Source organism: Dehalogenimonas sp. THU2 (assembly GCF_039749495.1).
Lineage (GTDB): Bacteria > Chloroflexota > Dehalococcoidia > Dehalococcoidales > Dehalococcoidaceae > Dehalogenimonas.
The window spans coordinates 17,917-39,360 of record NZ_JBDLLU010000015.1; the positions used below are offsets into that span (position 1 = coordinate 17,917).

Annotated in this window: 20 protein-coding genes; 3 read left to right on the top strand and 17 right to left on the bottom strand. The window is 56.0% G+C overall.

Features of this window, described 5'->3' with window-relative positions:
- The first annotated feature begins 153 nt into the window (after positions 1-153).
- Positions 154-1,194 carry a phenylalanine--tRNA ligase subunit alpha gene (pheS, locus tag ABFB09_RS08245; protein ID WP_347001025.1) on the top strand — a complete coding sequence of 347 codons (1,041 nt, stop codon included), beginning with the start codon at positions 154-156 and terminating at the stop codon, positions 1,192-1,194.
- Positions 1,194-3,629, top strand: coding sequence for a phenylalanine--tRNA ligase subunit beta (gene pheT / locus ABFB09_RS08250; protein ID WP_347001026.1), 2,436 nt, complete (start codon positions 1,194-1,196; stop codon positions 3,627-3,629). The genes pheS and pheT overlap by 1 nt, the downstream gene beginning before the upstream one ends.
- Before the next feature lie 110 nt (positions 3,630-3,739).
- Here the strand turns inward: pheT and ABFB09_RS08255 are convergent, their stop codons facing one another.
- Positions 3,740-4,969: a S8 family peptidase gene (locus ABFB09_RS08255; RefSeq protein WP_347001027.1), complete on the bottom strand. Its 1,230-nt coding sequence runs from the start codon at positions 4,967-4,969 to the stop codon at positions 3,740-3,742.
- 198 nt (positions 4,970-5,167) lie between these two features.
- Between ABFB09_RS08255 and ABFB09_RS08260 the strand changes: the two genes are divergently transcribed.
- Complete coding sequence (locus ABFB09_RS08260; protein WP_347001028.1) at positions 5,168-5,470, top strand: hypothetical protein; 303 nt, start codon at positions 5,168-5,170, stop codon at positions 5,468-5,470.
- 212 nt (positions 5,471-5,682) lie between these two features.
- On the opposite strand, the gene ftsZ is transcribed toward ABFB09_RS08260, so the two are convergent.
- The 16 genes from ftsZ to ABFB09_RS08340 form a co-directional block, all read right to left on the bottom strand.
- Positions 5,683-6,807 (bottom strand): cell division protein FtsZ, encoded by a 1,125-nt coding sequence (ftsZ, locus tag ABFB09_RS08265; protein ID WP_347001029.1) that lies wholly within the window; start codon positions 6,805-6,807, stop codon positions 5,683-5,685.
- Between the two features lie 45 nt (positions 6,808-6,852).
- Complete coding sequence (gene ftsA / locus ABFB09_RS08270) at positions 6,853-8,058, bottom strand: cell division protein FtsA (protein WP_347001030.1); 1,206 nt, start codon at positions 8,056-8,058, stop codon at positions 6,853-6,855.
- A 58-nt stretch (positions 8,059-8,116) separates the two neighbouring features.
- A complete protein-coding gene (gene rsmH / locus ABFB09_RS08275; protein ID WP_347001031.1) occupies positions 8,117-9,181 on the bottom strand; it encodes a 16S rRNA (cytosine(1402)-N(4))-methyltransferase RsmH in 1,065 nt (354 codons plus the stop codon).
- Between the two features lie 3 nt (positions 9,182-9,184).
- On the bottom strand, positions 9,185-9,613 hold the full coding sequence (mraZ, locus tag ABFB09_RS08280; RefSeq protein WP_347001032.1) for a division/cell wall cluster transcriptional repressor MraZ: 429 nt from the start codon (positions 9,611-9,613) through the stop codon (positions 9,185-9,187).
- Positions 9,614-9,864: 251 nt separating this feature from the next.
- Positions 9,865-10,338 carry a dCMP deaminase family protein gene (locus ABFB09_RS08285; RefSeq protein ID WP_347001033.1) on the bottom strand — a complete coding sequence of 158 codons (474 nt, stop codon included), beginning with the start codon at positions 10,336-10,338 and terminating at the stop codon, positions 9,865-9,867.
- Positions 10,339-10,911 carry an AAA family ATPase gene (locus ABFB09_RS08290; protein WP_347001034.1) on the bottom strand — a complete coding sequence of 191 codons (573 nt, stop codon included), beginning with the start codon at positions 10,909-10,911 and terminating at the stop codon, positions 10,339-10,341.
- Positions 10,912-11,054: 143 nt separating this feature from the next.
- Positions 11,055-12,185: a PilT/PilU family type 4a pilus ATPase gene (locus ABFB09_RS08295; RefSeq protein ID WP_347001035.1), complete on the bottom strand. Its 1,131-nt coding sequence runs from the start codon at positions 12,183-12,185 to the stop codon at positions 11,055-11,057.
- A gap of 46 nt (positions 12,186-12,231) precedes the next feature.
- Complete coding sequence (pilM, locus tag ABFB09_RS08300) at positions 12,232-13,710, bottom strand: pilus assembly protein PilM (protein ID WP_347001036.1); 1,479 nt, start codon at positions 13,708-13,710, stop codon at positions 12,232-12,234.
- Positions 13,711-14,340, bottom strand: a complete 630-nt coding sequence (locus tag ABFB09_RS08305; RefSeq protein ID WP_347001037.1) for a hypothetical protein — start codon at positions 14,338-14,340, stop codon at positions 13,711-13,713.
- 30 nt (positions 14,341-14,370) lie between these two features.
- Positions 14,371-15,483, bottom strand: coding sequence for a pilus assembly PilX N-terminal domain-containing protein (locus tag ABFB09_RS08310; RefSeq protein WP_347001038.1), 1,113 nt, complete (start codon positions 15,481-15,483; stop codon positions 14,371-14,373).
- Positions 15,484-15,520: 37 nt separating this feature from the next.
- On the bottom strand, positions 15,521-16,012 hold the full coding sequence (locus ABFB09_RS08315; RefSeq protein ID WP_347001039.1) for a prepilin-type N-terminal cleavage/methylation domain-containing protein: 492 nt from the start codon (positions 16,010-16,012) through the stop codon (positions 15,521-15,523).
- Entirely contained in the window at positions 16,009-16,479 is a 471-nt protein-coding gene (locus ABFB09_RS08320) for a prepilin-type N-terminal cleavage/methylation domain-containing protein (protein ID WP_347001040.1), read from the bottom strand. Before ABFB09_RS08320 ends, ABFB09_RS08315 begins: the two co-directional genes overlap by 4 nt.
- 46 nt (positions 16,480-16,525) lie before the next feature.
- A complete protein-coding gene (locus ABFB09_RS08325) occupies positions 16,526-17,731 on the bottom strand; it encodes a type II secretion system F family protein (protein ID WP_347001041.1) in 1,206 nt (401 codons plus the stop codon).
- 241 nt (positions 17,732-17,972) lie between these two features.
- A complete protein-coding gene (locus ABFB09_RS08330; RefSeq protein ID WP_347001042.1) occupies positions 17,973-20,369 on the bottom strand; it encodes a GspE/PulE family protein in 2,397 nt (798 codons plus the stop codon).
- 82 nt (positions 20,370-20,451) lie between these two features.
- Entirely contained in the window at positions 20,452-21,147 is a 696-nt protein-coding gene (locus tag ABFB09_RS08335) for a response regulator transcription factor (protein WP_347001043.1), read from the bottom strand.
- 2 nt (positions 21,148-21,149) lie between these two features.
- Positions 21,150-21,398: a helix-turn-helix domain-containing protein gene (locus tag ABFB09_RS08340; protein WP_347001044.1), complete on the bottom strand. Its 249-nt coding sequence runs from the start codon at positions 21,396-21,398 to the stop codon at positions 21,150-21,152.
- Positions 21,399-21,444 lie beyond the last annotated feature (46 nt).

Consider the following 21,444-nt stretch of genomic DNA (forward strand, 5'->3'; position numbering starts at 1 on the left):
AGCCTGTTAATGACCGGAGTCCGGAGGTGGTATAATGGGCACTCAAGTCAGATGATTCGACGGTTACATGCTGAACACAGAATTTAAACGCCGGGCTCATTTGACCGGCGACAATGGTTATAGCTATAATCCTTGTCTTGAAAGTTATTGAAAATGACCGAAATGAGTGTATTAGAAAACCTTAAACAAAAAGCCCTGGGCGAACTGGAAACTATCGAATCCGCGGAGGCGCTTGAAGCCTGGCGGGTGACTTACCTCGGTAAGAAGAGCGAACTGGTAGCGGTGCTGCGCAGTCTCGGTTCTTTGCCCGTCGAAGAACGCAAGGATGTCGGCGGACAGGCCAACGCGGTACGCGAGGAACTGGAAGCCGCGCTGGAAGCCAGGGAGGAATCGATGGCGGAAAAGTTTACCGGCGATCCGCTTGGTATCGATATCACCCTTCCCGGGCGACCATGGCTGGCCGGCCGGCTGCATCCGGTGACCCGCATCATCAATGAGATCACCGATATTTTCTCATCGCTCGGCTTTTCGACCGTCGAAGGGCCGGAAATCGAACTCGACCGTTATAATTTCGACGCCCTCAATATCCCCAAGGAACACCCGGCCCGCGACACCATGCAGACCTTTTGGATGGATGATGTCGACGAAAAAGGCGAGCGCCACAAGCTGCTGCGGACGCATACTTCTCCGATGCAGGTGCGTTTCATGGAGAAGTATAAGGAGCCGCCCTTTCGTATCATCGTGCCCGGCCGGGTTTACCGCTACGAGGCGACCGACGCCAGCCATTTGCCCATGTTCCACCAGGTGGAAGGTTTGCTGGTGGACAAGGATGTTACCTTCGCCGACCTGAAGGGCACTCTCTATGAGTTTGCCAGGCGCTTTTTCGGTCCTACCCGCAAGGTCCGCTTCCGCTGCGACTTCTTCCCCTTTGTCGAACCGGGGGTTGAAATGGCCATCGAGTGCGGTTCATGTTCCGGCGCCGGTTGCCGGGTGTGCGGCGACACTGGTTGGCTGGAGATCCTGGGTGCCGGTATGGTGCATCCCAACGTGCTCAAGGGTGTAGGTATCGACCCTGAGATCTATACCGGATTTGCTTTCGGTATCGGAGTGGAGCGTTTGCCGATGTTGCGCTATGGTGTGGACGATATCCGTCTTTTCTATTCCAACGATTTAAGATTCCTGAGGCAGTTTTAATGAAAGCGCCGATTTTATGGCTTAAAGATTACGTCGATATCACTATTCCGGTCGAGGAGGTCGCCGAAAAGCTGACGCTGGCCGGCAACGAGGTCTCCGAGATCATCTCCACCGTACCGGCATGGGATGGCATCGTGGCCGCCGAAGTCCTGGCTGTGGAGAGCCATCCTAACGCCGACCGTTTGCGCCTGGTGACCGTCAATACCGGTACCGAGCAGCCCAAGGTGGTTTGCGGCGCGCCTAATGTCCGGGTTGGCCAGAAAGTGGCCTTTGCCGGCGTCGGCGTTAAGCTAATCGACGGGCATACCGGCCAGGCGATGGAACTCAAGCCGGCCAATATCCGCGGCGTCGAATCACGGGGCATGGTTCTGTCCGAAAAAGAACTCGGCCTGTCCGATAGCCACGAAGGCATTCTTGAGCTGGATGCGGCGACTGCAGTGGGAACGCCCCTGGCGGATATCCTCGGTGATAAGGTCCTGAATATCGAGGTCACGCCCAACCGCGCCGACTGCTTCTCCATCACCGGTATCGCCCGGGAAGTAGCCGCTATCACCGGGCAGAATGGTATCAAACTACCCGATACCGCCTATGAAGAAGCTGAAACCCCGGTCAGCGAATCGTTGGCTGTGGAGATAAAGGCCTCTGACCTGTGCCCGCGCTATACCGCCACCGTGATTAAAGGCATCAAGGTCGGCCCGTCACCCGAGTGGATGCAAAAGCGTTTGCTGCAGATGGGTCAGCGCCCGATCAACAATATCGTTGATATAACTAACTATGTCATGCTGGAGTATGGCCAGCCTTTGCACGCGTTCGACCTGCAGAAGATCAAGGGAGGCAAGGTCGTCGTCCGCCGCGCTGAAGAAGGTGAAAAATTTATCACCCTCGATGACGAAGAACGCACCTTGACCACCGATACCCTGATGATCGCCGATGCCGAGCGGACTATCGCTGTAGCCGGTGTCATGGGCGGCGCTAACAGTGAGGTTTCCGCCACCACCACGGATATCGTGTTAGAGTCAGCTAATTTCGACGCCGCATCTATCCATCGTACTGCGAGTAATCTCAAACTGTCCTCGGAGGCTTCAGTCCGTTTCGAACGGAATCTGAGCCCGGAGCTGCCGCCGCACGCGCTCAAGAGAGCAACCAAGCTGATACTGGATATTGCCGGCGGCAAGGCGCAACAGGGTATCGTAGACTCTTTCCCCGGGAAGAAGTATACCTTTGGTATTCTGATACCAGTACCCAGGATCAATAAAATACTGGGCTCCGACTATGGTTTAACTCCGATCACAAAAACCCTTAAAGCGCTGGGACTGACGTGGTATATCGAGGATAGCGACGAAGAAAACTACGAAATGCCCTCAGGTACCCAATTCCTCCGGATATATCAACCATGGTGGCGTACCGATCTGAATATTCCCGAGGATATCGTCGAAGAGATTGCCCGGATCATGGGTTATGATAATATTCCTTCCCGGCAGCTTTCCGGGCCAATTCCCAAGCGGGTAGGACCGCCGATGCTCGGGTTTAAAAAACTGTTCCGCACCGCACTGGTGGGTTATGGTTTCCAGGAGTTGCTGTCTCTGTCTCTCTCCAACGAGGCGTCATTACGGCGGGTTACCGCCGCTGGTGAGAACGAGGTCACACCTGTTAAGCTGTTGAACCCGATGTCGGCCGACCAGGAATGCCTGCGCACCTCCCTCAGGGCGGCACTTCTTTCGTCCGTGGCAGCCAACCGGCGGTACGAAACCGGTGGCCTTCGGCTGTTTGAAATTGGCCGGGTTTACCGTATGGCTGGAAACGGCGTACCTGTTGAACAGGAAATGGTTTGCGGTATCATCACCGGTGAAGCCGAGCCGACCGGATGGCAGCAATGCCGCAGGCCATTCGATTTTTACGACATTAAAGGTTTGCTGGAAACGATCCTGGACCGCATGCAGGTGAGCTACACACTTGAGATATCCCATGACGGCGGGCTCCGGCCGGGCGCCCAGGCAAACTTCGTTATCGATGGAGTCACCTTCGGCGTTATCGGCGAGATCCATCCTAAAGTGGCGCTTGCCCACGATATCGATGAAACGGCGTATATTTTCGAGATAGACCTGGCGGCGCTGATGCAGAAGGTTAAACCTGGCCGCGCTTATAAGCAGTTATCCCGTTATCCCGCGGTGGTGAGGGATATCGCGCTCGTTTTGGATGAAGCGGTAACCCACCAGCAGGTCAAAAACATCCTGGCCAACTTCCAGTTGCTAACTGATGTCAGTCTCTTCGACGTTTACGCCGGCAAACAGGTGGCGGGAGGCAAGAAGTCCCTGGCCTACCGGCTGACGTTCCAATCGCCGGAGTCTACGCTGACCGACGCCCAGGTGGACAAGGTCATGGCGGAGATCGTTTCCACACTGGCGACGGAACTGGGCGCGACGCTCAGGAGCTAAAGGGTAAATTCCAAATTACAAGCACCAAATAACAAACAGAATTAAAGAAGGGGCGGCGTTTCTGAATGGAACGCCGCCCCTTCTTGTTTACTGGCTAAGTGTCTTGAAGGTTATGGCCCCGTGCCGGTCACGGCTTCTTCAGCGTCAACTAGGCCGTAACCGAAGTAAACATCTTTATCCTGATTGTCATCTGTCAGGTCATCAGCGGTGGATTGAAGCTTAGATCTCACTTCATTGTTGATTGTTGAGTCGTCATCGTCGGCTGTGTCGGTGACTGTTGCAGATGCGATTACTAGCGCCACCACCCCGGTCACGTGCGGCGTAGCCATCGAGGTGCCGTACATCGTGGCATAGCCGCCGCCTTTGTAGGTGGACTCAATGGCAAAGCCTGGCGCGGCCAGTTCGATCTGGGAACCGAAGGTACTGAAATACGCCAACCCATCGCTTTTATCGGTCGCCGACACTGCTATTACCTCGGGCCAGGCAGCGGGGTATTCGGGTTGGTTCAGTCCGTCACCGTCGTTACCCGCGGCGGCGACGATGATGATGCCGGCTTCATAAGCGTCGGTTACGGTTTTGTGGAAAATGGTGCTTTCCGACGCGGAACCCAGGCTCATGTTAATTACCTGGATATCGTTCACCATGCACCATTCGATGCCCTCGATAATATCCGAGACCCACCCTGACCCGCTGCGGTCCAGGACTTTCACCGCGTAGAGGGTGACACCGGGTGCGACACCCACAACCCCGAAATCATTGTTATTTGCACCGATGGTACCCGCAACATGGGTGCCGTGTCCATTGTCATCGTTGGCCGACTTGCGGGAGTTGATCGCATTATAACTACCTGCAACATTCAGGTCAGGGTGGGTGAGGTCGATGCCCGTATCCAGGACGGCGACTTTGACTCCCGACCCGGTACTGGTGTTCCATGCGAGGCTGGCATCGATCCGGTCGATTCCCCAAGGAGTTATCTGCGCTAGTGGTGTCGGTGGATCTTCTCCTCCTGGCTTGCCGGGTTTCTCTGGTTTAACCATGATTGTGGCTATAACGTCGTCTTCGATATAAAGCACTTCGGCGAATTTAGAAAGAGCTTTTTCCGCCGCGGGGGTGGCCATGACCACAGCCGCGCCAGACAGCGGCAGGCTCTTGATCTTGCCCGCTCCGGCTTTGGCCAGAATCGCGTCCTGGGCTGCCTGACTCACCTGCTCCTGAAAAACGACTATCTTGCGGACGGGGATGTTGGCATTGTCCGATGTCGCGGCCAGCGGGATGATCGAGGTGAACAGGAGCGAGAGTGTCATGATAGCGGTGATGACTAGGGACAGGCGTCTTCTCATCTTGGTTCCTCCCGGGCTTGCGCCGCAACGGAAAGGTGATTGAAAGCGCAACTCTTAACCCAATTTAAATATACTCCCGGCATTCCTTCCGGTCAATAGGGGAAACTACTTAATTTTCACAGGGTTGACACCGGTTCCCGTTGCCATTAAGCTGATTTTGTACGGTGAAAAAAACGAGGCATCGGACATGGGAGAAACATGAAAATCGGGATTTTTGAGGCGGTGATCATCGTCGCGGTTCTGCTGACGGTGGTGTATGTCTGGCGGTGGCTGGGGGAGGGCCGTTCCGGGGTTGACGAGGGGTACGAAGATGAGGATGAAGAAAGTTCAGCACCTTCAGGCAGTCCGCCCTTAAGGGTCGCCGGACTCATGTTCGTTTTAGGCGGGTTGGGGCTGCTGATCGCCAGCTATGTGATCATCATGGGATTAGCCTCGATGTTTATCTGGGCGACGGCGATACTACTGTTGGGGATAGCTCTTCTGTTACTCTCGCGGCAGTGATCCCCCACCCACCGCCCAAATCCTAAATCCTAATATCTAATTTCTAAACAATATCCAAGGACCGAAGGTTCAAAAAAATCCACAACCCATCCCCGGGCGGGCGAGGCCGTGCCTAGCCCCTACGATGAGACGAACCAGTCTTTGACAGCAAATATAAAAGGCGGCGTCTCCATCTGGAGACGCCGCCTTTACGTTAGTCCTCGGTGTTTGTTCTATCTCCAGGGGGAGCGGGCGGGGGGGCGGTTGGCTTTGGTAGGTTCGGTGTAGGCCTGGCGCTGATGGGTGAACAGCGGGCGGCGCAGGAAGGCCGGGACATCCAGCTCGTCCTCGCTCTTGATGCCGCGCAGTTGGTTGGTCAGGTCATCCTCACCGTCGGCCTCTTCAGTGTTGGTGTGGAAGCCGGTGGCGATGAGGGTGATGCGGACGTCGTTGCCCATGTTGGCGTTGGAGCCGACGCCGAAAATGATGTTGGCGTCCGGATCGACGGACTTGCGGATGACCTCGGCGGCCTCGTTGACTTCATAAAGGCTGAGATCCGGTCCGCCGACGATGTTGAACAGGACGCCGCGGGAGCCGGTGACGGAAACGTCCAGCAGGGGGGAGGCCAGGGCCTCACGGGCGGCGTCGATGGCGCGGTTCTTGCCAGTGCCGCGGCCGATGGACATCCAGGCCGGGCCGGCGTCTTTCATGACTGCTTTGACATCGGCGAAGTCCAGGTTGATAGTGCCGGGAACGGTAATGACCTCGGAGATAGCCTGAACGCCATGGTGCAGGACATCATCCGCCATTTTGAAGGCGGCGTCGACGCCGGTCTTCTGGTCGCAGAGTTCCAGCAGGCGGTCGTTGGGGATGATGATAAGGGTATCGACTTTGCCGAGCAATTTCTGGATGCCTTCCTTGGCGGTCTTGGTGCGGTGGGCGCCTTCAAAGCTGAAGGGTTTGGTGACTACGGCAATGGTCAGGGCGCCGCTTTTCTTGGCCTCCTCGGCCACTACGGGGGCGGAGCCGGTGCCGGTGCCGCCGCCCATGCCGGCGGTAACGAAGACCATGTCGGAACCGGTGACCAGCTCACGGATCTCGTCACGGCTCTCCTCAGCCGCTTTCTGACCCATGGTGTGATCGCCGCCGGCGCCGAGGCCGCGGGTGACCTTTTCGCCAAGCTGGACGCGGACGGGGGCCTCGGTGATGGCCAGCGCCTGGGCGTCGGTGTTGAGGGCGATGAATTCAACACCCTGGATCTCCTCACGGACCATGCGGGTAACGGCGTTACAACCGCCACCGCCGCAACCGAAAACCTTGATCCTGGCCGGGTTGGGGACGAAACTCGTCTTAGCCATATTCTTTTTCTCCTCTATATTTTTCTAAATTATTTATTATTTACGTTAAGCGCCGAGGAACTTGGAAAGAAGCCCCTTCATCCGGCCGAAGAATCCCAGGCCGCCCCACTTGTTACGCGGCTGGTTCTTGGCGCCCCAGAGGAGCAGGCCGACGCTGGTGGCGTATGCCGGGTCGCGCAGGGCATCGGTGATGCCGTAGACGTTGGACGGCATGCCGACCCTGACCGGTAACTGGCTAATATCGCGGCCAAGAGTTTCCAATCCGGCGATGTTGGACGAACCGCCGGTGAAGACGATGCCCGCGGGTACGACGCTCTCGTAATCCGAGCGCGGCAGTTCCAGGAGGACCAGCCGCATGATCTCCTCGATGCGGGCGCGCAGGATGTCGCACAGGTCCTGGTAGCTGATGCCATGGCCGTCCTCAGAGATGGGGTTGGCTTCCATGCGGCTTTCATAGACCGGCATGACCGAGCCGTAACGCTTTTTCATCTCTTCGGCCACGTCGAAGGGCAGACCCAGGCCGATGGCGACGTCCCGGGTGAGCTGGTATCCGGCCACCGGTAAGATGGCGGTGTGCCAGATGGCACCGTCCTTAAAGATGCAGACGTCGGTGGTGCCGCCGCCGATATCAGCGAGGACCACGCCGACCTGTTTCTCATCTTCAGTCAGCACCGCTTCACTGGAAGCCAGGGGCTCCAGCACCAGATCGTCGATCTCGACGCCCAGGGAGCGGATGCACTTGATGAGGTTCTGCACCGAGGCCGCGGCGGCTGTGATGACGTGTGTTTCCACATCCAGCCGGAAGCCGTGCATGCCGACCGGGTTCCTGACCCCGACCTGGCCGTCCACCGCATAGTTACGGGGGATGACATGCAATAGCTTGCGGTCGTTGGGGACCTTAATGCTCTGGGCGCTGGAAAGCACCCGTTTGAGATCATCCGGGCGCACCAGGCGGTCGCCCCGGGTGATGGCCACCACGCCCTTGTTGTTGACCGAACTGACATGGCGGCCAGTGACGCCGACATAGGCGCTCTCGACCTTGTAATTGGCGGCCTGTTCCGCTTTTCTGATCGATTCCTTGATCGACTGTGCGGCGTCATTGATGTTGACCACCAGACCCTTGTGCAACCCGTGCGATGGGGCGATGCCGACGCCGATTACCTGGGTAGAGCCGTTTTCGGTAATTTCGGCGATGGCGGTACAGATCTTGGTAGTACCAACATCGATCGCCGTTACAATCCTGCGTTTCATGTTCCTCCTCCTTATAGCTTGATTGACGTTTAGTTTGGACCCTTTATTGAAGCCACTCTCACATCGCCGCCCTCCTTCGCAGGGGGGTCACACCGGGAGCGACAAGGGTAGGGCTGCCCGCCTCAAGGCAATTCCTAACCAGTGGCTGATTGGACTCATTTAGAAAAAAAAGCTCTTCGAGCGGCACCTCATTTTCCTCACGACTGAGGATGCGCTCCGCGGCCCGCAGCTTGGCGCTGCGGCTGCGTGGGTTGAGCCTTAACTCTTCAACGGATGGGGTGATAACCTTCTTATTCAGGATCCGCAGCCGGGCGGCATGACCGCAGCGGCATTCCGGCAGATCGGCCGGGCAGACACAGTCACGGGATTCCTGCTGCATGAACTGCTTGACGATGCGGTCTTCAAGCGAGTGATAACTGATGACCACCAGGCGGCCGCCGAAACCTAAAAGGCGGGTGGCCTGCTCCAGGACGTTCTCCAGCCGGGTGAGTTCCTCGTTCACGGCGATACGCAAGGCCTGGAAAGTGCGGGTAGCCGGGTGTATGTCCTCACCCCCGCCGACAACCCGGGCGACCAAAGCCGCCAGCTCCGTGGTCGTTTTAATGGGACGGGATTCAACGATGCGCCGGGCGATCTGGCGGCTGCGCCGTTCCTCGCCGTAGCGCCACAGGATATCGGAGATCTCCGTCTCGGAATAAGTGTTGACGATCTCCGCGGCGGTTACCTTCTGATCCGGTGAGAAGCGCATGTCCAGGGGGGCTTCATGGCGGAAGGAAAAGCCCCGGCCGGCGGCGGTAAGCTGCATCGAGGCCAGGCCGAGATCCAACAGGATGCCGTGCACCGGGTAGAAGCCGTTATCCCGGCAGACGGTTTCCATGTTGCCGAAATTATCGTTGACCAGGAGATAGGAACCCTCGAAGTCCCACAGATTCTCCCGGGCGATCTCCAAACTTTTTGGGTCGGCGTCGATGCCCAGCAGCTGGCCGCCCGGGGAACTCATCTCCAGGATGGCGCGGGCATGACCGCCGGCGCCGGTGGTGCCGTCGACATAACGCCCGCCCGGACCCACGGCCAGCGCTTGCAGCGTTTCCTCCAGCATCACCGGAATGTGATCAGACGACATGAACTACCGTTTCTCCAGACCTTCCAAGATTTGCCACACCTGGTCCTGATCATCGGCCTTTTCAGCCTCCCAGGCTTCCCGCGACCAGATCTCCAGGTGGTCGGAGACACCCACCACCACCGCCTCGCCGGTGATGCCGGCATAAGCCCTCAGTGTCTCGGGGAGGGATACGCGGCCCTGGCCGTCGATGGCGGCGGGGAAAGCCTGGCCGAAGACGGCGCGTTTGAGCTTGCGGAGCTTTGAGGGACTGGTGACCGCGGCGTCGATCTTTTCGGAAAAGCGCTGCCATTCTTTGATAGAATAGGCGTTGACGCATTTCTCGGCGCCGGGGGCCAGGAAGAACCCGTCCTTGAGCGGCAGGCGGAATCGGGGCGGAACCGGTAACCGGCCCTTTTCATCCAGTTTGTAGTTGAATTCCCCGAAAAAGAACATTCCGCCTGTTACTCCACTATCTCCCACAATTTACCACGTTCATCCATTTTATGGGTGGATGGAGTGAATGTCAACACTTTTTTTGGAAATATTTTTGAAATTGCCGAAATTGGTACTAAATACTTGGAATGAGGGGCTGTTGGGTCGACGGAAACCGGAAATGAGGCCGGATTTCGAGATCGGGGCATCATTCAAAGGATGCGCGATGGTTGCGGGATGAGGATTCAGAGAGCGAAGAGAGTCGAAAGGCCTTATTCCATGAACTCGATGGCGGCGGGGGGTTTGTCGCGGAGGACTACTTCAATACCTACCTGGCGGAACAGTTCTATGAAGGCGTCGTCGGCGTAGCGGCCGAAACTGACGAAGCGCTTGACGCGGGCGTTGGCCAGCATCTTGGCGCAGAGGATGCAGGGGGTGTGGGTGCAGTAAACGGTGGCGCCCTCCAGGTTGACGCCGTGCTGCGCCGCCTGGATGATGACGTTCTGCTCCGCGTGAACGGCGCGGCAGATCTCGTGGCGGGTGCCGGAGGGGATGTTGTTCTCATCCCGCAGGCAGCCCAGCTCCAGGCAGTCCGGCACGCCGGCGGGGGCGCCGTTATATCCGGTGGTCAGGATATGCTTACTCTTTACCGCTACGGCGCCGACATGCCGCCGCCGGCAGGTGGAGCGTTCCGCCACCACGGCGGCGATCTTCAAGAAATAATCGTCGGTTTCAGGTCTTTGCATTTATTCAGCCTTGAGATTGTCGATGAGCGCCCGAACCTGCGCCGTGAGCTCGTCGAAGCCACCTTCGTTGAGGATCATGTAGTCCGCCACGGCGATGGGTCCGGCCTTGCTGACCTTCTCCACCTCGGCGCGATCCCGGGAGAAGGTTTCCTCACGGGTCAGCGGCCTCACGGAACGCGTCGAAAGGCGCCTGGCGCGGGTGGCGGGCGAGGCCCAGACGGCGGCTACCGCCAGGTCGTCCTTGTAATAGTCCTTGAGGAAGATGTATTCCTCCCAGGAGTAGAGGCCGTCGATGACTGCTGGCCCATTCTTCAGCGCGGCGTCGATGCGCGGCAGGTTGAGTTTGGCGTAGGCAGCCATGCCCAGTTCCACCCGCAACGCCTCGCGGACGGTGCGTTCGTTGGCCTCGTTGAGCGGAAGGCCGCGGCGTTTGACCTCATCATCCGTGACATCGCCAAAGCGGACACGAGTGTAGCCGGATTGCTCGAAAAGCCGGGAGGCCTCGGTTTTGCCGGCGCCGGCCATGCCGACCATGGCGATGATTCTGGGTGATTTGTTCTGAATGGAATTCATGGGGAACATTATAGGGGGAAGGGGGGAGGGGGTACAACCCACCGGGGGGGAAATACGAATGTCGAAATCCGAAATTCGAAATAGTCACCAAATTCTAATTACCGAAACGGGCCAGCCAATCATCCTGAGATTCGTCCGTTAAATTACAGGAAACTGGACAAAGTGCCACCGCCGCCACTCGTGGGAGGGTTGCGGCGGGCGCCTTTCGGACGGGCGCGGCCACCCATGAGGCGGTCGACTTCGTCGGCATCGTTACAATAGGTGAAAACAGAATCTTTCTCGACCTTCTCGCGGCGGTAGAGTTCCACTAGCGCCTCATCCATGGTGATCATACCTTCGTCGCGGCTGGTGCGGATGACGTTGGGCAATTGGTAGATCTTACCCTCGCGAACCAGGTTCTTGACCGCAGCGTTCGCCAGCATGATCTCCACCGCGGCGATGCGGCCGTCGCTGATGGAGCGGGGAACCAGCGTCTGGCAGAGCACGCCGACCAGCAGGGAAGCCAGGCGGGTCTGCGCCAGGTGGCGTTCGTGGGGCGGGAAGAGGTCGATGATGCGTTCCAGCGCCTGGTAGGTGCTGGGGGCGTGGGACGTCGAAAGTACCAAATGGCCGGTCTCGGCGATAGTCAGCACTGCGGCGGCGGTATCCAGATCCCGCATCTCGCCGACCATGATGACATCCGGGTTCTGCCGGAGCACGTGTTTCAGCGCCTGGGAGAAGGAGCGGGTGTCAGTGCCGAGCTGGCGCTGGGTGATGGCGCATTTTATCGAGGGGTGGATGTATTCGATGGGGTCTTCGATGGTGACCACGTGCTTGGCGGCGGTGTGGTTAAGGTGCTGGATCATGGCCGCCAGGGTGGTCGATTTACCGCTGCCGGTGGGACCGGTGACGATAGCCAGGCCGCGGGGTTTGGCGATCAGGTCCTTGCAGATCTGCGGCAGCTCCAGTTCATCGATGGTGGGGATGGCCGGGGGCAGCAGCCGGATAGCCAGGCTGATGGCGCCCCGCTGCTGGGCGGCATTGCAGCGTAGACGGCCGACGCCGGGCATGGTGAAACCGAAGTCCAGTTCCAGTTCCTGAGCGAAGGTCTCCCGTTCCGCGGGCTGGGCCAGTTGTGTCAGCGCGTCCTCGGTGTCCCGGGGTTCCAGTGGAGGCAGGGGCAGTTGTTCCAGCCCGCCCCGGACACGAACCAGCGGCGGCGAATCCACCACCAGATGGAGATCGGAGCCATTCCGGTCCCTGGCTTCGGTAATAAGCGCGAAGACATCAATCATACTTACTATTTCATTTTCTTCATGAGTGAGTTTATACCGATATAGATTAGTACATTATCAAGGTGAATTTATATATGTAGACCTTGGTGTCTTCAGTGAGTTCCTTGATTATTTCAGCAACTATCACATTCTCAAAACGTAGGGTGTCCCGCAATGCCCGTGCGTAAGCAAAGACATTAACTTCCCCCTCAGTGGCTACACCTTTGACAGTAAGCACTCCTTCGCCCCAGTCAATGGTATCTAAAGTGACTTTATTAGAGGGAATGCGCAGCCAGGCATTACGCACGTCGCCGGAGGCTTTTTCCCGCTGGTTACGCATGTACTCATACTGGGCATCCAGCGAATTGGTTTTAGTGACGATAGGGGTGATGGCTTTGTCAATCCCGGCAGTCTGCGAATTAACCCCGGCGGTTTCAGCCTGGATCCGGGCGATGTCGGCTTGGGCCAGGGTCACCTGTGTCTGGACGCCGTCGATTCTGAGCTGTATTTCATCGTTTGTTTTCTTGAAGTCATCGATCAGGAACCAGCCGTAAACCAGCCCGCCGATGAGAATAACGCCGGCTATCGGTGCCAGGATATTGAACCAGTTGACACCTTTGGGCAGGTACTGGGCCGGCAGAACATTGACGTTGATGACGGAGCCGAAAGCCGCATCCTCCTTGGCCAGGGGGACCATACCCAGGTTGATCATGAACTGGCTCGCCTCGAAGCCTTCAGGGGCGGTGAACGGCTCGGTCAGCAGTTCCACCGGGCGGCCGTCGCTGCCTCCAAGGGCTGGCCAGGCATCAGTCTCGTTGGCCAGTTCTCCTGCGAGGACGATAGGCACATCCGCACCGAGGTGGCTCTCCGCATGTGAGGAATTATAGAAGGTGATGGTGCGGGATATCTCCTCGGCGATCCCCATGACACGTTCCGCGTCGGTGAGAACCTCGGTGGGCAGCGAAAAGCTGCGGATGACCTCAGGCACACGGTTCACCAGAATGACGATATCGATATTAGATAACCAGGTATTGACGACCACGGCACGGGGCACGTGCACCAGCCGCGCCAACGCCAGCGGGGCGATGTCCATTACCTTGACCAAAAGTCCGGCTTTCTGGATGGTGCGTACCAGAGCGTCCGTGGCGTTTTTGGGATAGGCCACCAGGAAGTAGCGCTGCTCATGACCCTCGGCGCCGAGCAGTTGCCTGCCCAGATAGACCTGATCTATGGGCACCGGGATAACGCGGTTGGCTTCTGACTGGATAGCCTCTTCCAGGATGTTCTTGGGCACTTCCGGCAGGTTGATCAGGCGGAAAATAGAGTTCAACCCGGACAGGGCGGCCACCACAGTGGCGCCGGGATGTCCCTGTTCATGCATAAAGGCGCGCAGGCTCTCCGCTACTGCGTCTTCCCGGGTGATGATGCCATCTGAGACCATGCCCGGATCCAACAACAGTGAAGCCCATTTTTCAACTACTTTACCGTTGGTTACCAGTAGTTTAATCTCATTGTCTTCAATGAATAAAGAAACTTGTTTAGACATTTATTCGTCCTCCAGCGCCATCAAGGTGATAACGATAGTTGATTCCGTTGGCTGGACTCCAGCGAATTCCGGATCATACACGTTAAAAATTTTAGTCTGAACTGAGTCTATGGTGGACGTCAGATAGTCCTGAATCAGCGCTGTGGTTTCCAGACTGCCGATGAAGCTGTTGATACTGTTGATATGCCCGATAATCTTGATCGTCATGGTGGTGCTCTGGTATTTAATTTTCTCGATTGTTACTATCGAGAAATCAGTTGCTTGGAACTCAACCAGATTGAGAGAGTGAACGGCGGCGCGGACGAATAATTGAGTACCGTAATCAATCGTTTGGACAGCGGCCGGATGGATCGGTTGGGGGAATTTTGCGATGAATTCATCCAGGGCAGCCTGGGCGGCGGCCATACGTGCATGAGTTTCCGCCAGTTTTGTCTCTGCCGCGGCAAGTTCATTTTCAGCGTTGGTCACGCCGCTCTGAGCGATCGGCAACAAAGCCTGGGTGGTCTCCAAGCTGTTGTTCAATTGGGCTTCCCGGTCCCGTTCATCCTGCCAGAGCATGAACAGCACCACGGCGCCGATGGCAATAATACCTAAGAAGAGGGTGATAATTGCTGCCTTACCGATCTTCATGCGGTCTCCTTTTCCTCAGATTTAACTAATTTAGGCGTATTCATATGAAATGATGGCCCAGTATTGATTATTTGGGTCTGGAAGAATGAGTGGAAAATCCGTGTCAAGGTCTGTGTGAACGATATTGACTTCCTGACTAATATGAATTTCAACTTCTACATTGCCTGCCAAAGAACCATAAAAGTCTCCGTTGGGGTAAAATTTGATTGTACCAGAAAGAGACATTAGAAAAACGAAGTCATCGGGATTTGTTGAAGCTTTTGGTTTATAATCAACATTACCCAACGCGATGATAGCGCCCTGACCGATAATGGTTGCTCTTGAGTCTATGGTTACACTGCCTTCGACAAATATGGTTTGATAATTGAGGTCCAACACAAAGTCTTTATTTGTGGATGCGATTTGAAGGTCATTTTTGACGTAAATCGTACCGGTCAACTTCGTTTCGGCACCTAAAGTCCCACTAATAATATCGAGGTCTCCGTCTTGATATCTCGGACCGATGCCCTCACCCAGATTCAATTCGTCAACTTCAATCGTTTCGTCTCCGAGAAACGTATAATCTTTAGTCAGGTCATAGAAAAAGCTGGTCATGATTCCGCTACCGGGCCACTGTTCTTGAGGTACTATCTTTACATCGCCATCAATATTGAGATTGCTGTCGTTGCCTAACGTAGTAATAACTTGGGTGCTAGTAATCGCGTTATTTAGAAAGTCAGAAAAATCTACGCTTGAAACCATACTTTTCACTAGCAAAGTAGAATCGCCTTCTGTAACTGAAGACGTAACCAAATACAAAGCTTCGTCCATCCACGTTATTGAAAAGCCTACGTCAAACCCTCCGAAAAGGAATGGTTCACTAGTAAAGATTAAAGGGTTTGGTGTTACGGGGTATTCTTCAGTCGTTTTAGGTAAACCCGGGATATCTTCTCGAATCATCCATACCGCCCGTTCAAAACCAGCATCGGCAGCATAGTTTAATTCTACTTGCTGTTCTGTCTGCCGGGCAATGATCACGCCAGAACCTATCAACGACAGCATAGGGGCAATAATTAAGCTACCGACAGCAAGCATGATCATCGCAAGAATCAAGGCTTGGCCTTTTTCCTTCTTCATGATTGCTTTAAATAATGCGATATTCATGTCAATGTCCTTTTGGGTATCCTGTTCGACGTAGTCTTTAACTTACCCTGGGAGTAATTTGATACAAGCGAAATGCTGTCCTTTCTCCTACTGTGGCGGTCACGTTTAGCTCGTTGGTTGAAGAATAGGTGACATTACTGATAAACGAAGCCACTGATATTGTCAATGGGGCCACAGCATCGTCAACATAATCGTGCCGTAATATGACACCGGTTTCGGTCAGTTCATAAACCACTATGTGTTTATTACCACCCTGGCCTGAATAATCCCACTGCAAGGTCAAAGGGAAACCTGTCCCAACGCTAACGTCTCTGAATTGAGATTGAAGGACATCTTGATTGAGCCATTGACCGAGATTTTGGACCTGCCGAATAGCAATGGTTTCATCTTGTGTAATCCGGTTTACGGAAAATATTTGATATATACCGGTGGATAAGGCGCCGGTTATAAGAACAAGAATAGCCATGGCGACAAGTACTTCGACAAAAGTGAATCCGGTCTGCCCCTTTTTTAGTAATATTTTAATCATCGATCTACCAGATAATCTTCCAAGATTAAGATTATTTCATTTTTATAAGAAATGGTAATGGTTATTGATTGGATACCATTGTCAATGTTGCTCGGATTGGATGGTATCAATTCGTACTGGAGAGTGTCCTCATCGAGTACATTCCGTGATAATCTGATTGCATCAGTTTCAATCATGAAATTTGGCGGTAAAACGATATCCGGACTGGTGGAATATTTTAAGGTTACGCTATCCACATCATATGGGCTTATAGCATCATAGGTATTTGGTCTTTTCAGGTATTCTATCTGGCTTCTGCCAATGCTTTCTGCAGTAGTTCTCAAATTTGCAAGCTCAGTGGCTTTTATACCGGTATACAGAGCTCCAAGAAAGGCACTGCCAATGATGACTAAAATTGCCATGGCAATGATCACTTCAATCAGGCTGAAGCCGTTCTTCTTCAATTTTATTTTATTTACGGCGGCCATTGTGGGCCTCTTGCCTTTCCGCCTCAGGAGGCGGTCATATTATCTACTAAAGTTGCCCATACATAGAGTACATGGAGGATACCAGCGCCACGGCGATGAAGGCGACGATGATGCCGATGATAACGGTCATGGCGGGCTGGACGAGGTCGATAGCGCCTTTGATGCGGTCGTCGGCTTCCATGTCGTAGGTGTGGGCGACGGTGGCCAGGGTGTCGTCCAGTTTACCGGTTTCTTCACCGACGCCGACCATCTGTACCATCATGGGCAGGAAGACCTTGCGCCGGGACATGGGGCCGGAGATGCCCTCGCCGCGGATAAGCTCCTGCTGTACTTCTCCGAGCGCCTCACCCACTATCTTGTTGGAGGTGGCGTTCTGAGCCTGGATCATAATCTCCGGCAGCGGCAGGCCGGCCTTGAAGAGGAGGGAAATGGTCTGGGAGGCGCGTGACAGGTCCGAGAGCTGGATGATGCGGCCGATCACCGGGGCCTTGAGCATGGCCTTGTCGATGGCATATCTGCCCTTGGGGGTGCGCCCCCAGGCGATGGTGCCGACAATACCCAATACCAGACCGCCCAGGACGAAAACGCCGTAACTGGTGGAAAAGTCAGTTACCGCGATGAGAACCTTGGTGGCGGTGGGCAGTTCCGTGCCGAGCTGCCGGTAAAGGTCTGTGAAAGTGGGCAGCACGAAGATCATCAGGATTGAGATAACGAGCACGGCCACCACGGCTACCACAGTAGGGTAGGTCATGGCGCTCTTGAGTTTTTTCTGGGTCTCGTTCATACGCGACAGGAAGTCCGCCATATTGCGGAGCACCGTCTCCAGGTTACCGCCCTGTTCACCGGCGGACAGGACGCGGTGGAAAAGGGGCGAAAACACCTTGGGGTGCTTGCTCATGGCGCCGGACAGGGATGTGCCACCGCGGATGTCATTGGCGACGGCGCCCAGGGTGCCGCGGAAGGTCTTGTTGGTGGTCTGATCCTGAAGGAGCTCCAGAGCGGTCACGATGTCCGTGCCGGATTCCAGGAGCAGAGCCAATTGGCGGGAGAAAAGGATAATCTCACCCAGTTTCACCTTGGGAGTGAACATGCTGGAACCGCTGGCGGCGAAAAGCTTGGACTGCGCCTTCAGGGAGAGCACCTGGAAGCCGTTATGGGCCAGGAGCTTGGCGGCGGACTCCTTGTCCATGGCGGCCATCTTGCCCTGTACCAATTTTCTTTCCTGATTGTAGGCGACGTACGCGAAGTTCATGAGAAATCCTCAGCTATAATACGAATCCTAATATCTCATTTTCAAGTCTACAGTGTTAAATACCGAAATCAAAATAACCCAAAAAGGCCGGGTTCATGGGGTTGTTTGGAACATAATTACGCATTTTAAAACCTATCCCGCTTCAGTGAACCCTTTGATGCGATTTTAGGACATCTCTTCCTTTAATTTAATTATACATCGCAATGCAATAGGCCAATAGTATCAATACTACCCAACCGTACTAGAACCGTTCCTCCGGTGAATAAGCGTTCTTCAGTACCTCCGATGGTGTGGTGATGCCTTCCTTCACTTTAAGCATGCCGTCCCGGAGCATGGTGGTCATGCCTTCACGGATGGACTGGGCGCGGATGTCTCCGGCGCCGGCGTTGTCAAGGAGCATACGTTTCAGGGTTTCCGAAAAATACATGATCTCATACATACCCACCCGGCCGAGGTAGCCTGTATAGGCGCAGGATTTGCAGCCGGTGCCGTAGGTGAATTTCACCTTTTTCTCACCGGTCTCTCGCTCATAGGCCACCTGCTCGATGACCGGGGCTTCCACCTGGTGGTTGCAATAGGGGCAGATGCGGCGGACCATGCGCTGGGCTACCACGCCAATGACGGCGGAGGCTATCAGGAAGGGCTCCACACCGAGGTCCAGCATGCGGAAAAGGACGCCGACCGTATCGTTGGCGTGAATGGACGATAGCATCAAGTGGCCGGTCAGGGCGGCCTGGACGCCGATGTTGGCGGTCTCCGCATCCCGGATCTCACCGACCATGATCACATCCGGATCCAGGCGCAGAATGGAGCGCAGGCCGGAGGCGAAGGTTATGCCAGCCTGGACGTTGACCTGGATCTGGTTGATGTCTTTGAAGCGGTATTCCGCCGGGTCCTCGATGGTGATGACGTTTCGCGACTTGGTATCGATGGTCGATAAAGAAGCGTACAGGGTGGTGGTCTTGCCGGCGCCGGTGGGGCCGGAAACCAGGATCATGCCGTAGGGGACTCTAAGCATGCTTTCATATCTGGCCAGAGACTCCGGATTGAATCCGAGTTGCGGCAGTTCCAGCAGACCGCGGGACTTGTCCAGGAGGCGGAGAACCGACATCTCGCCGTGGACAGTGGGGGCGGTGGCGACGCGGATATCGATGCTGCGGCCGCCGGCGTTGATAGAGAACTGGCCGTCCTGTGCGTGGTGATGGTCGGCGATATTGAGCGAGGATAAAATCTTGACGCGCGAGATGATGGCGCGCTGCACGCTGATCGGCAGGCTCATCATTTCCTGGAGGCTGCCGTCGATACGGAAGCGGACCCGGAGACGTTCCTCATCCGGCTCCAGGTGAATATCCGAGGCGCGGGCCTTGACCGCTTCCTCGATGATGAGGTTGAGGGCCTGCGCCAGCGGTGCGTCCAACGCGGCGTCGGTAGCCAGGCTTTCATCCGTGGCGTCGGCGTAAACGGAGACCCGGGAGAGGAACTTGTCCACCTCGCCGTAGCCTTTATAGTTGAAATCGATGGCTTCACGCAGTTCCCGCTCATCGGCGGGCAGCGCCTTGATCCGGCGTTTGGAGTAGGCGGTAAGAGCCTCCAGCGCCATGATGTCCGACGGGTTGGACATGGCCACTTCCAGGGTGTTGCCGGAAAGTCTCACCGGTATGGCACTATACCGGCGGGCCATGACCTCCGGGATCAGTTTCAAGGCTTCATTCGTGGGTAGTTGCCGGAGCTCCCCACCGAGTTTGCCGTTATCCCCGGTTTTGACCTCCGTGGCGACTGGTTTTGCCGGTGCGGAGGCGGTCGCCGCCGGGGGTGCGGGTGCTGCTTTAACCTCGGGTTTGATCTCTTCCTTGATCTCGGGTTTTTTCTCGATTTTCACCTCGGCTTCAGGCGGTGAAGACAGTTCGATGACCTTGATCTTCTGGCTCTCAGCGAACTTGACGGCCTCGCCGGAAAGCAGGGCGGATGTGGCGATGAACTTAGAGGAGATGCGGGCGTCGTAAGCCTTGGTGTCGAAAAGGGCCACGTCCTCCAGGCTGACGACCTCCCGGTCATCGACGACATCTATGCCCAGGTTATGTTCCTGGGTGCCATTCTGCCGGGCGACCAGATCGAAGGTATGCTGGATGCCGCTGCGGCCGGTGAGCCGCGCGTTTTCTTCCACCAGGTAGCCGGTTTTTTTAAGCGATGCGATCAAATCCGCTTTATCGGTGAACTTGAGGGGCTGATCCAGCGCCGGGGTTTCGGCGGGGGACGGTTCGTCCTGGGCGAAGAGAGCCTGTAGGGAAGCCTCATCGAAGATCTGGACCTTCTGGCTTTCGGCGAACTCCTGGGCGGTTTTAGCCAGGTGGGAGGGTAAAATGACCACCCGTTCGGTGATGCCGGCGTCATATGTTTTATTTGCAAAGGCGAAGATGGCCGATTCTGTGGCCGCCTGATCCGGCATATCGGATAATACGGAGAAAGCCAGGGTGCGCTGGGCGAATCCGTCGTCCCGGCGCGACAGCAGGTCGAAGCTGTGTTCCAGACCGGAACGGCCCTTGAGGACGGCCGTTTCCGTCACGTCGTAGCCCTGGCCACGGAGGTATGCGGCCAGGCGGGAGGCTATTCCCTTGTTTTCAGAAGTGACGGCTGGCATCAGTTTTTCTCCAAATCAAAGCTGATTAAACAGACAGTATACGACATGTAAGCACCAATATCATTATATTAAATAGCGTTATTTAGTTGTTGGTTTCTATTCCGGTATCCCGGCCTAACGGAATGTAGCCGCGGCGGATGGCCAGCACGGCGGCGTGGGCGCGGTCATTGGCGTTCAGCTTGCGCAGAATGGCCGAAATGTGGTTTTTGATGGTCTGCTCGGAGATCTTGAGCTCCGAGGCGATCTGCTTGTTGGTACGGCCTTCGGTGACGCGCATGAGGATCTGGCTTTCCCGCTGGGTAAGCGGCGTGACCACGTCCAGGCCTTGATCTATCTCTCCCAGTTCCTTGAAATTGCTGAGTACCCGCTGGGCGATGCTGGGGCTTAGCAGGCTCTCGTTAATGGGATACTCACCGCGGGAGGCGCGCTGAATGATCTCCACCAGTTCCGCGGGTGTGGAGCTTTTCTTGAGGCAGGCCACGGCGGCGGTGCGGATGACATCGAAGAGTTCGGCGTCATTGGGATCCGGCGACAGGATGATGACGCGGGTGTTGGGGAAGAGGCGGACTATCTTGCGACCCAGATCCAGGCTGTTATGCGCGGTGAGGTCCGATCCCAGCAGGACTATCTCCGGCAGGGCGGCCTCGATCTTTTCCAGTGGGCCATCCGAGGGGTCGCACTCCATCACCTCGTATTCCGGCCGGTTCTCCAGGGCGTGAGCTACGCCGGACCGGAAAAAGGGCTGCTCGTCGCAGATCATGATCCTGGTCTTATTCATGCTCATAGCGTTTCTTCCTCCAGTTCATCGGCGGGGTGAACCCCGTTACCCCGGGACTGGTGCCCGGACAGGAAGGCGTCTATGTCCTCGCGCCGGAAGCGGCGATCGCCGCGGGGACCCAGCTGATAGGACCTCAGCGTGCCCTGGTTGCTCCAGCGCCGGACGGTATTGATGTGAACGTTCAGGATCACAGCCACCTCCGAGGTGGTCAGCATCGGTGTAACCGCCGTTTGGTTCGTTGTCTGACCCATATCTGACTATACCCCTCTTTACATTACTATAACTTACTAAATAGTA

Coding starts and splice junctions, on each gene's coding strand:
- pheS (WP_347001025.1), top strand. CDS start 154: ATGACCGAAATGAGTGTATTAGAAAACCTTAAACAAAAAGCCCTGGGC.
- pheT (WP_347001026.1), top strand. CDS start 1,194: ATGAAAGCGCCGATTTTATGGCTTAAAGATTACGTCGATATCACTATT.
- ABFB09_RS08255 (WP_347001027.1), bottom strand. CDS start 4,969: ATGAGAAGACGCCTGTCCCTAGTCATCACCGCTATCATGACACTCTCG.
- ABFB09_RS08260 (WP_347001028.1), top strand. CDS start 5,168: ATGAAAATCGGGATTTTTGAGGCGGTGATCATCGTCGCGGTTCTGCTG.
- ftsZ (WP_347001029.1), bottom strand. CDS start 6,807: ATGGCTAAGACGAGTTTCGTCCCCAACCCGGCCAGGATCAAGGTTTTC.
- ftsA (WP_347001030.1), bottom strand. CDS start 8,058: ATGAAACGCAGGATTGTAACGGCGATCGATGTTGGTACTACCAAGATC.
- rsmH (WP_347001031.1), bottom strand. CDS start 9,181: ATGTCGTCTGATCACATTCCGGTGATGCTGGAGGAAACGCTGCAAGCG.
- mraZ (WP_347001032.1), bottom strand. CDS start 9,613: ATGTTCTTTTTCGGGGAATTCAACTACAAACTGGATGAAAAGGGCCGG.
- ABFB09_RS08285 (WP_347001033.1), bottom strand. CDS start 10,338: ATGCAAAGACCTGAAACCGACGATTATTTCTTGAAGATCGCCGCCGTG.
- ABFB09_RS08290 (WP_347001034.1), bottom strand. CDS start 10,911: ATGAATTCCATTCAGAACAAATCACCCAGAATCATCGCCATGGTCGGC.
- ABFB09_RS08295 (WP_347001035.1), bottom strand. CDS start 12,185: ATGATTGATGTCTTCGCGCTTATTACCGAAGCCAGGGACCGGAATGGC.
- pilM (WP_347001036.1), bottom strand. CDS start 13,710: ATGTCTAAACAAGTTTCTTTATTCATTGAAGACAATGAGATTAAACTA.
- ABFB09_RS08305 (WP_347001037.1), bottom strand. CDS start 14,340: ATGAAGATCGGTAAGGCAGCAATTATCACCCTCTTCTTAGGTATTATT.
- ABFB09_RS08310 (WP_347001038.1), bottom strand. CDS start 15,483: ATGAATATCGCATTATTTAAAGCAATCATGAAGAAGGAAAAAGGCCAA.
- ABFB09_RS08315 (WP_347001039.1), bottom strand. CDS start 16,012: ATGATTAAAATATTACTAAAAAAGGGGCAGACCGGATTCACTTTTGTC.
- ABFB09_RS08320 (WP_347001040.1), bottom strand. CDS start 16,479: ATGGCCGCCGTAAATAAAATAAAATTGAAGAAGAACGGCTTCAGCCTG.
- ABFB09_RS08325 (WP_347001041.1), bottom strand. CDS start 17,731: ATGAACTTCGCGTACGTCGCCTACAATCAGGAAAGAAAATTGGTACAG.
- ABFB09_RS08330 (WP_347001042.1), bottom strand. CDS start 20,369: ATGCCAGCCGTCACTTCTGAAAACAAGGGAATAGCCTCCCGCCTGGCC.
- ABFB09_RS08335 (WP_347001043.1), bottom strand. CDS start 21,147: ATGAATAAGACCAGGATCATGATCTGCGACGAGCAGCCCTTTTTCCGG.
- ABFB09_RS08340 (WP_347001044.1), bottom strand. CDS start 21,398: ATGGGTCAGACAACGAACCAAACGGCGGTTACACCGATGCTGACCACC.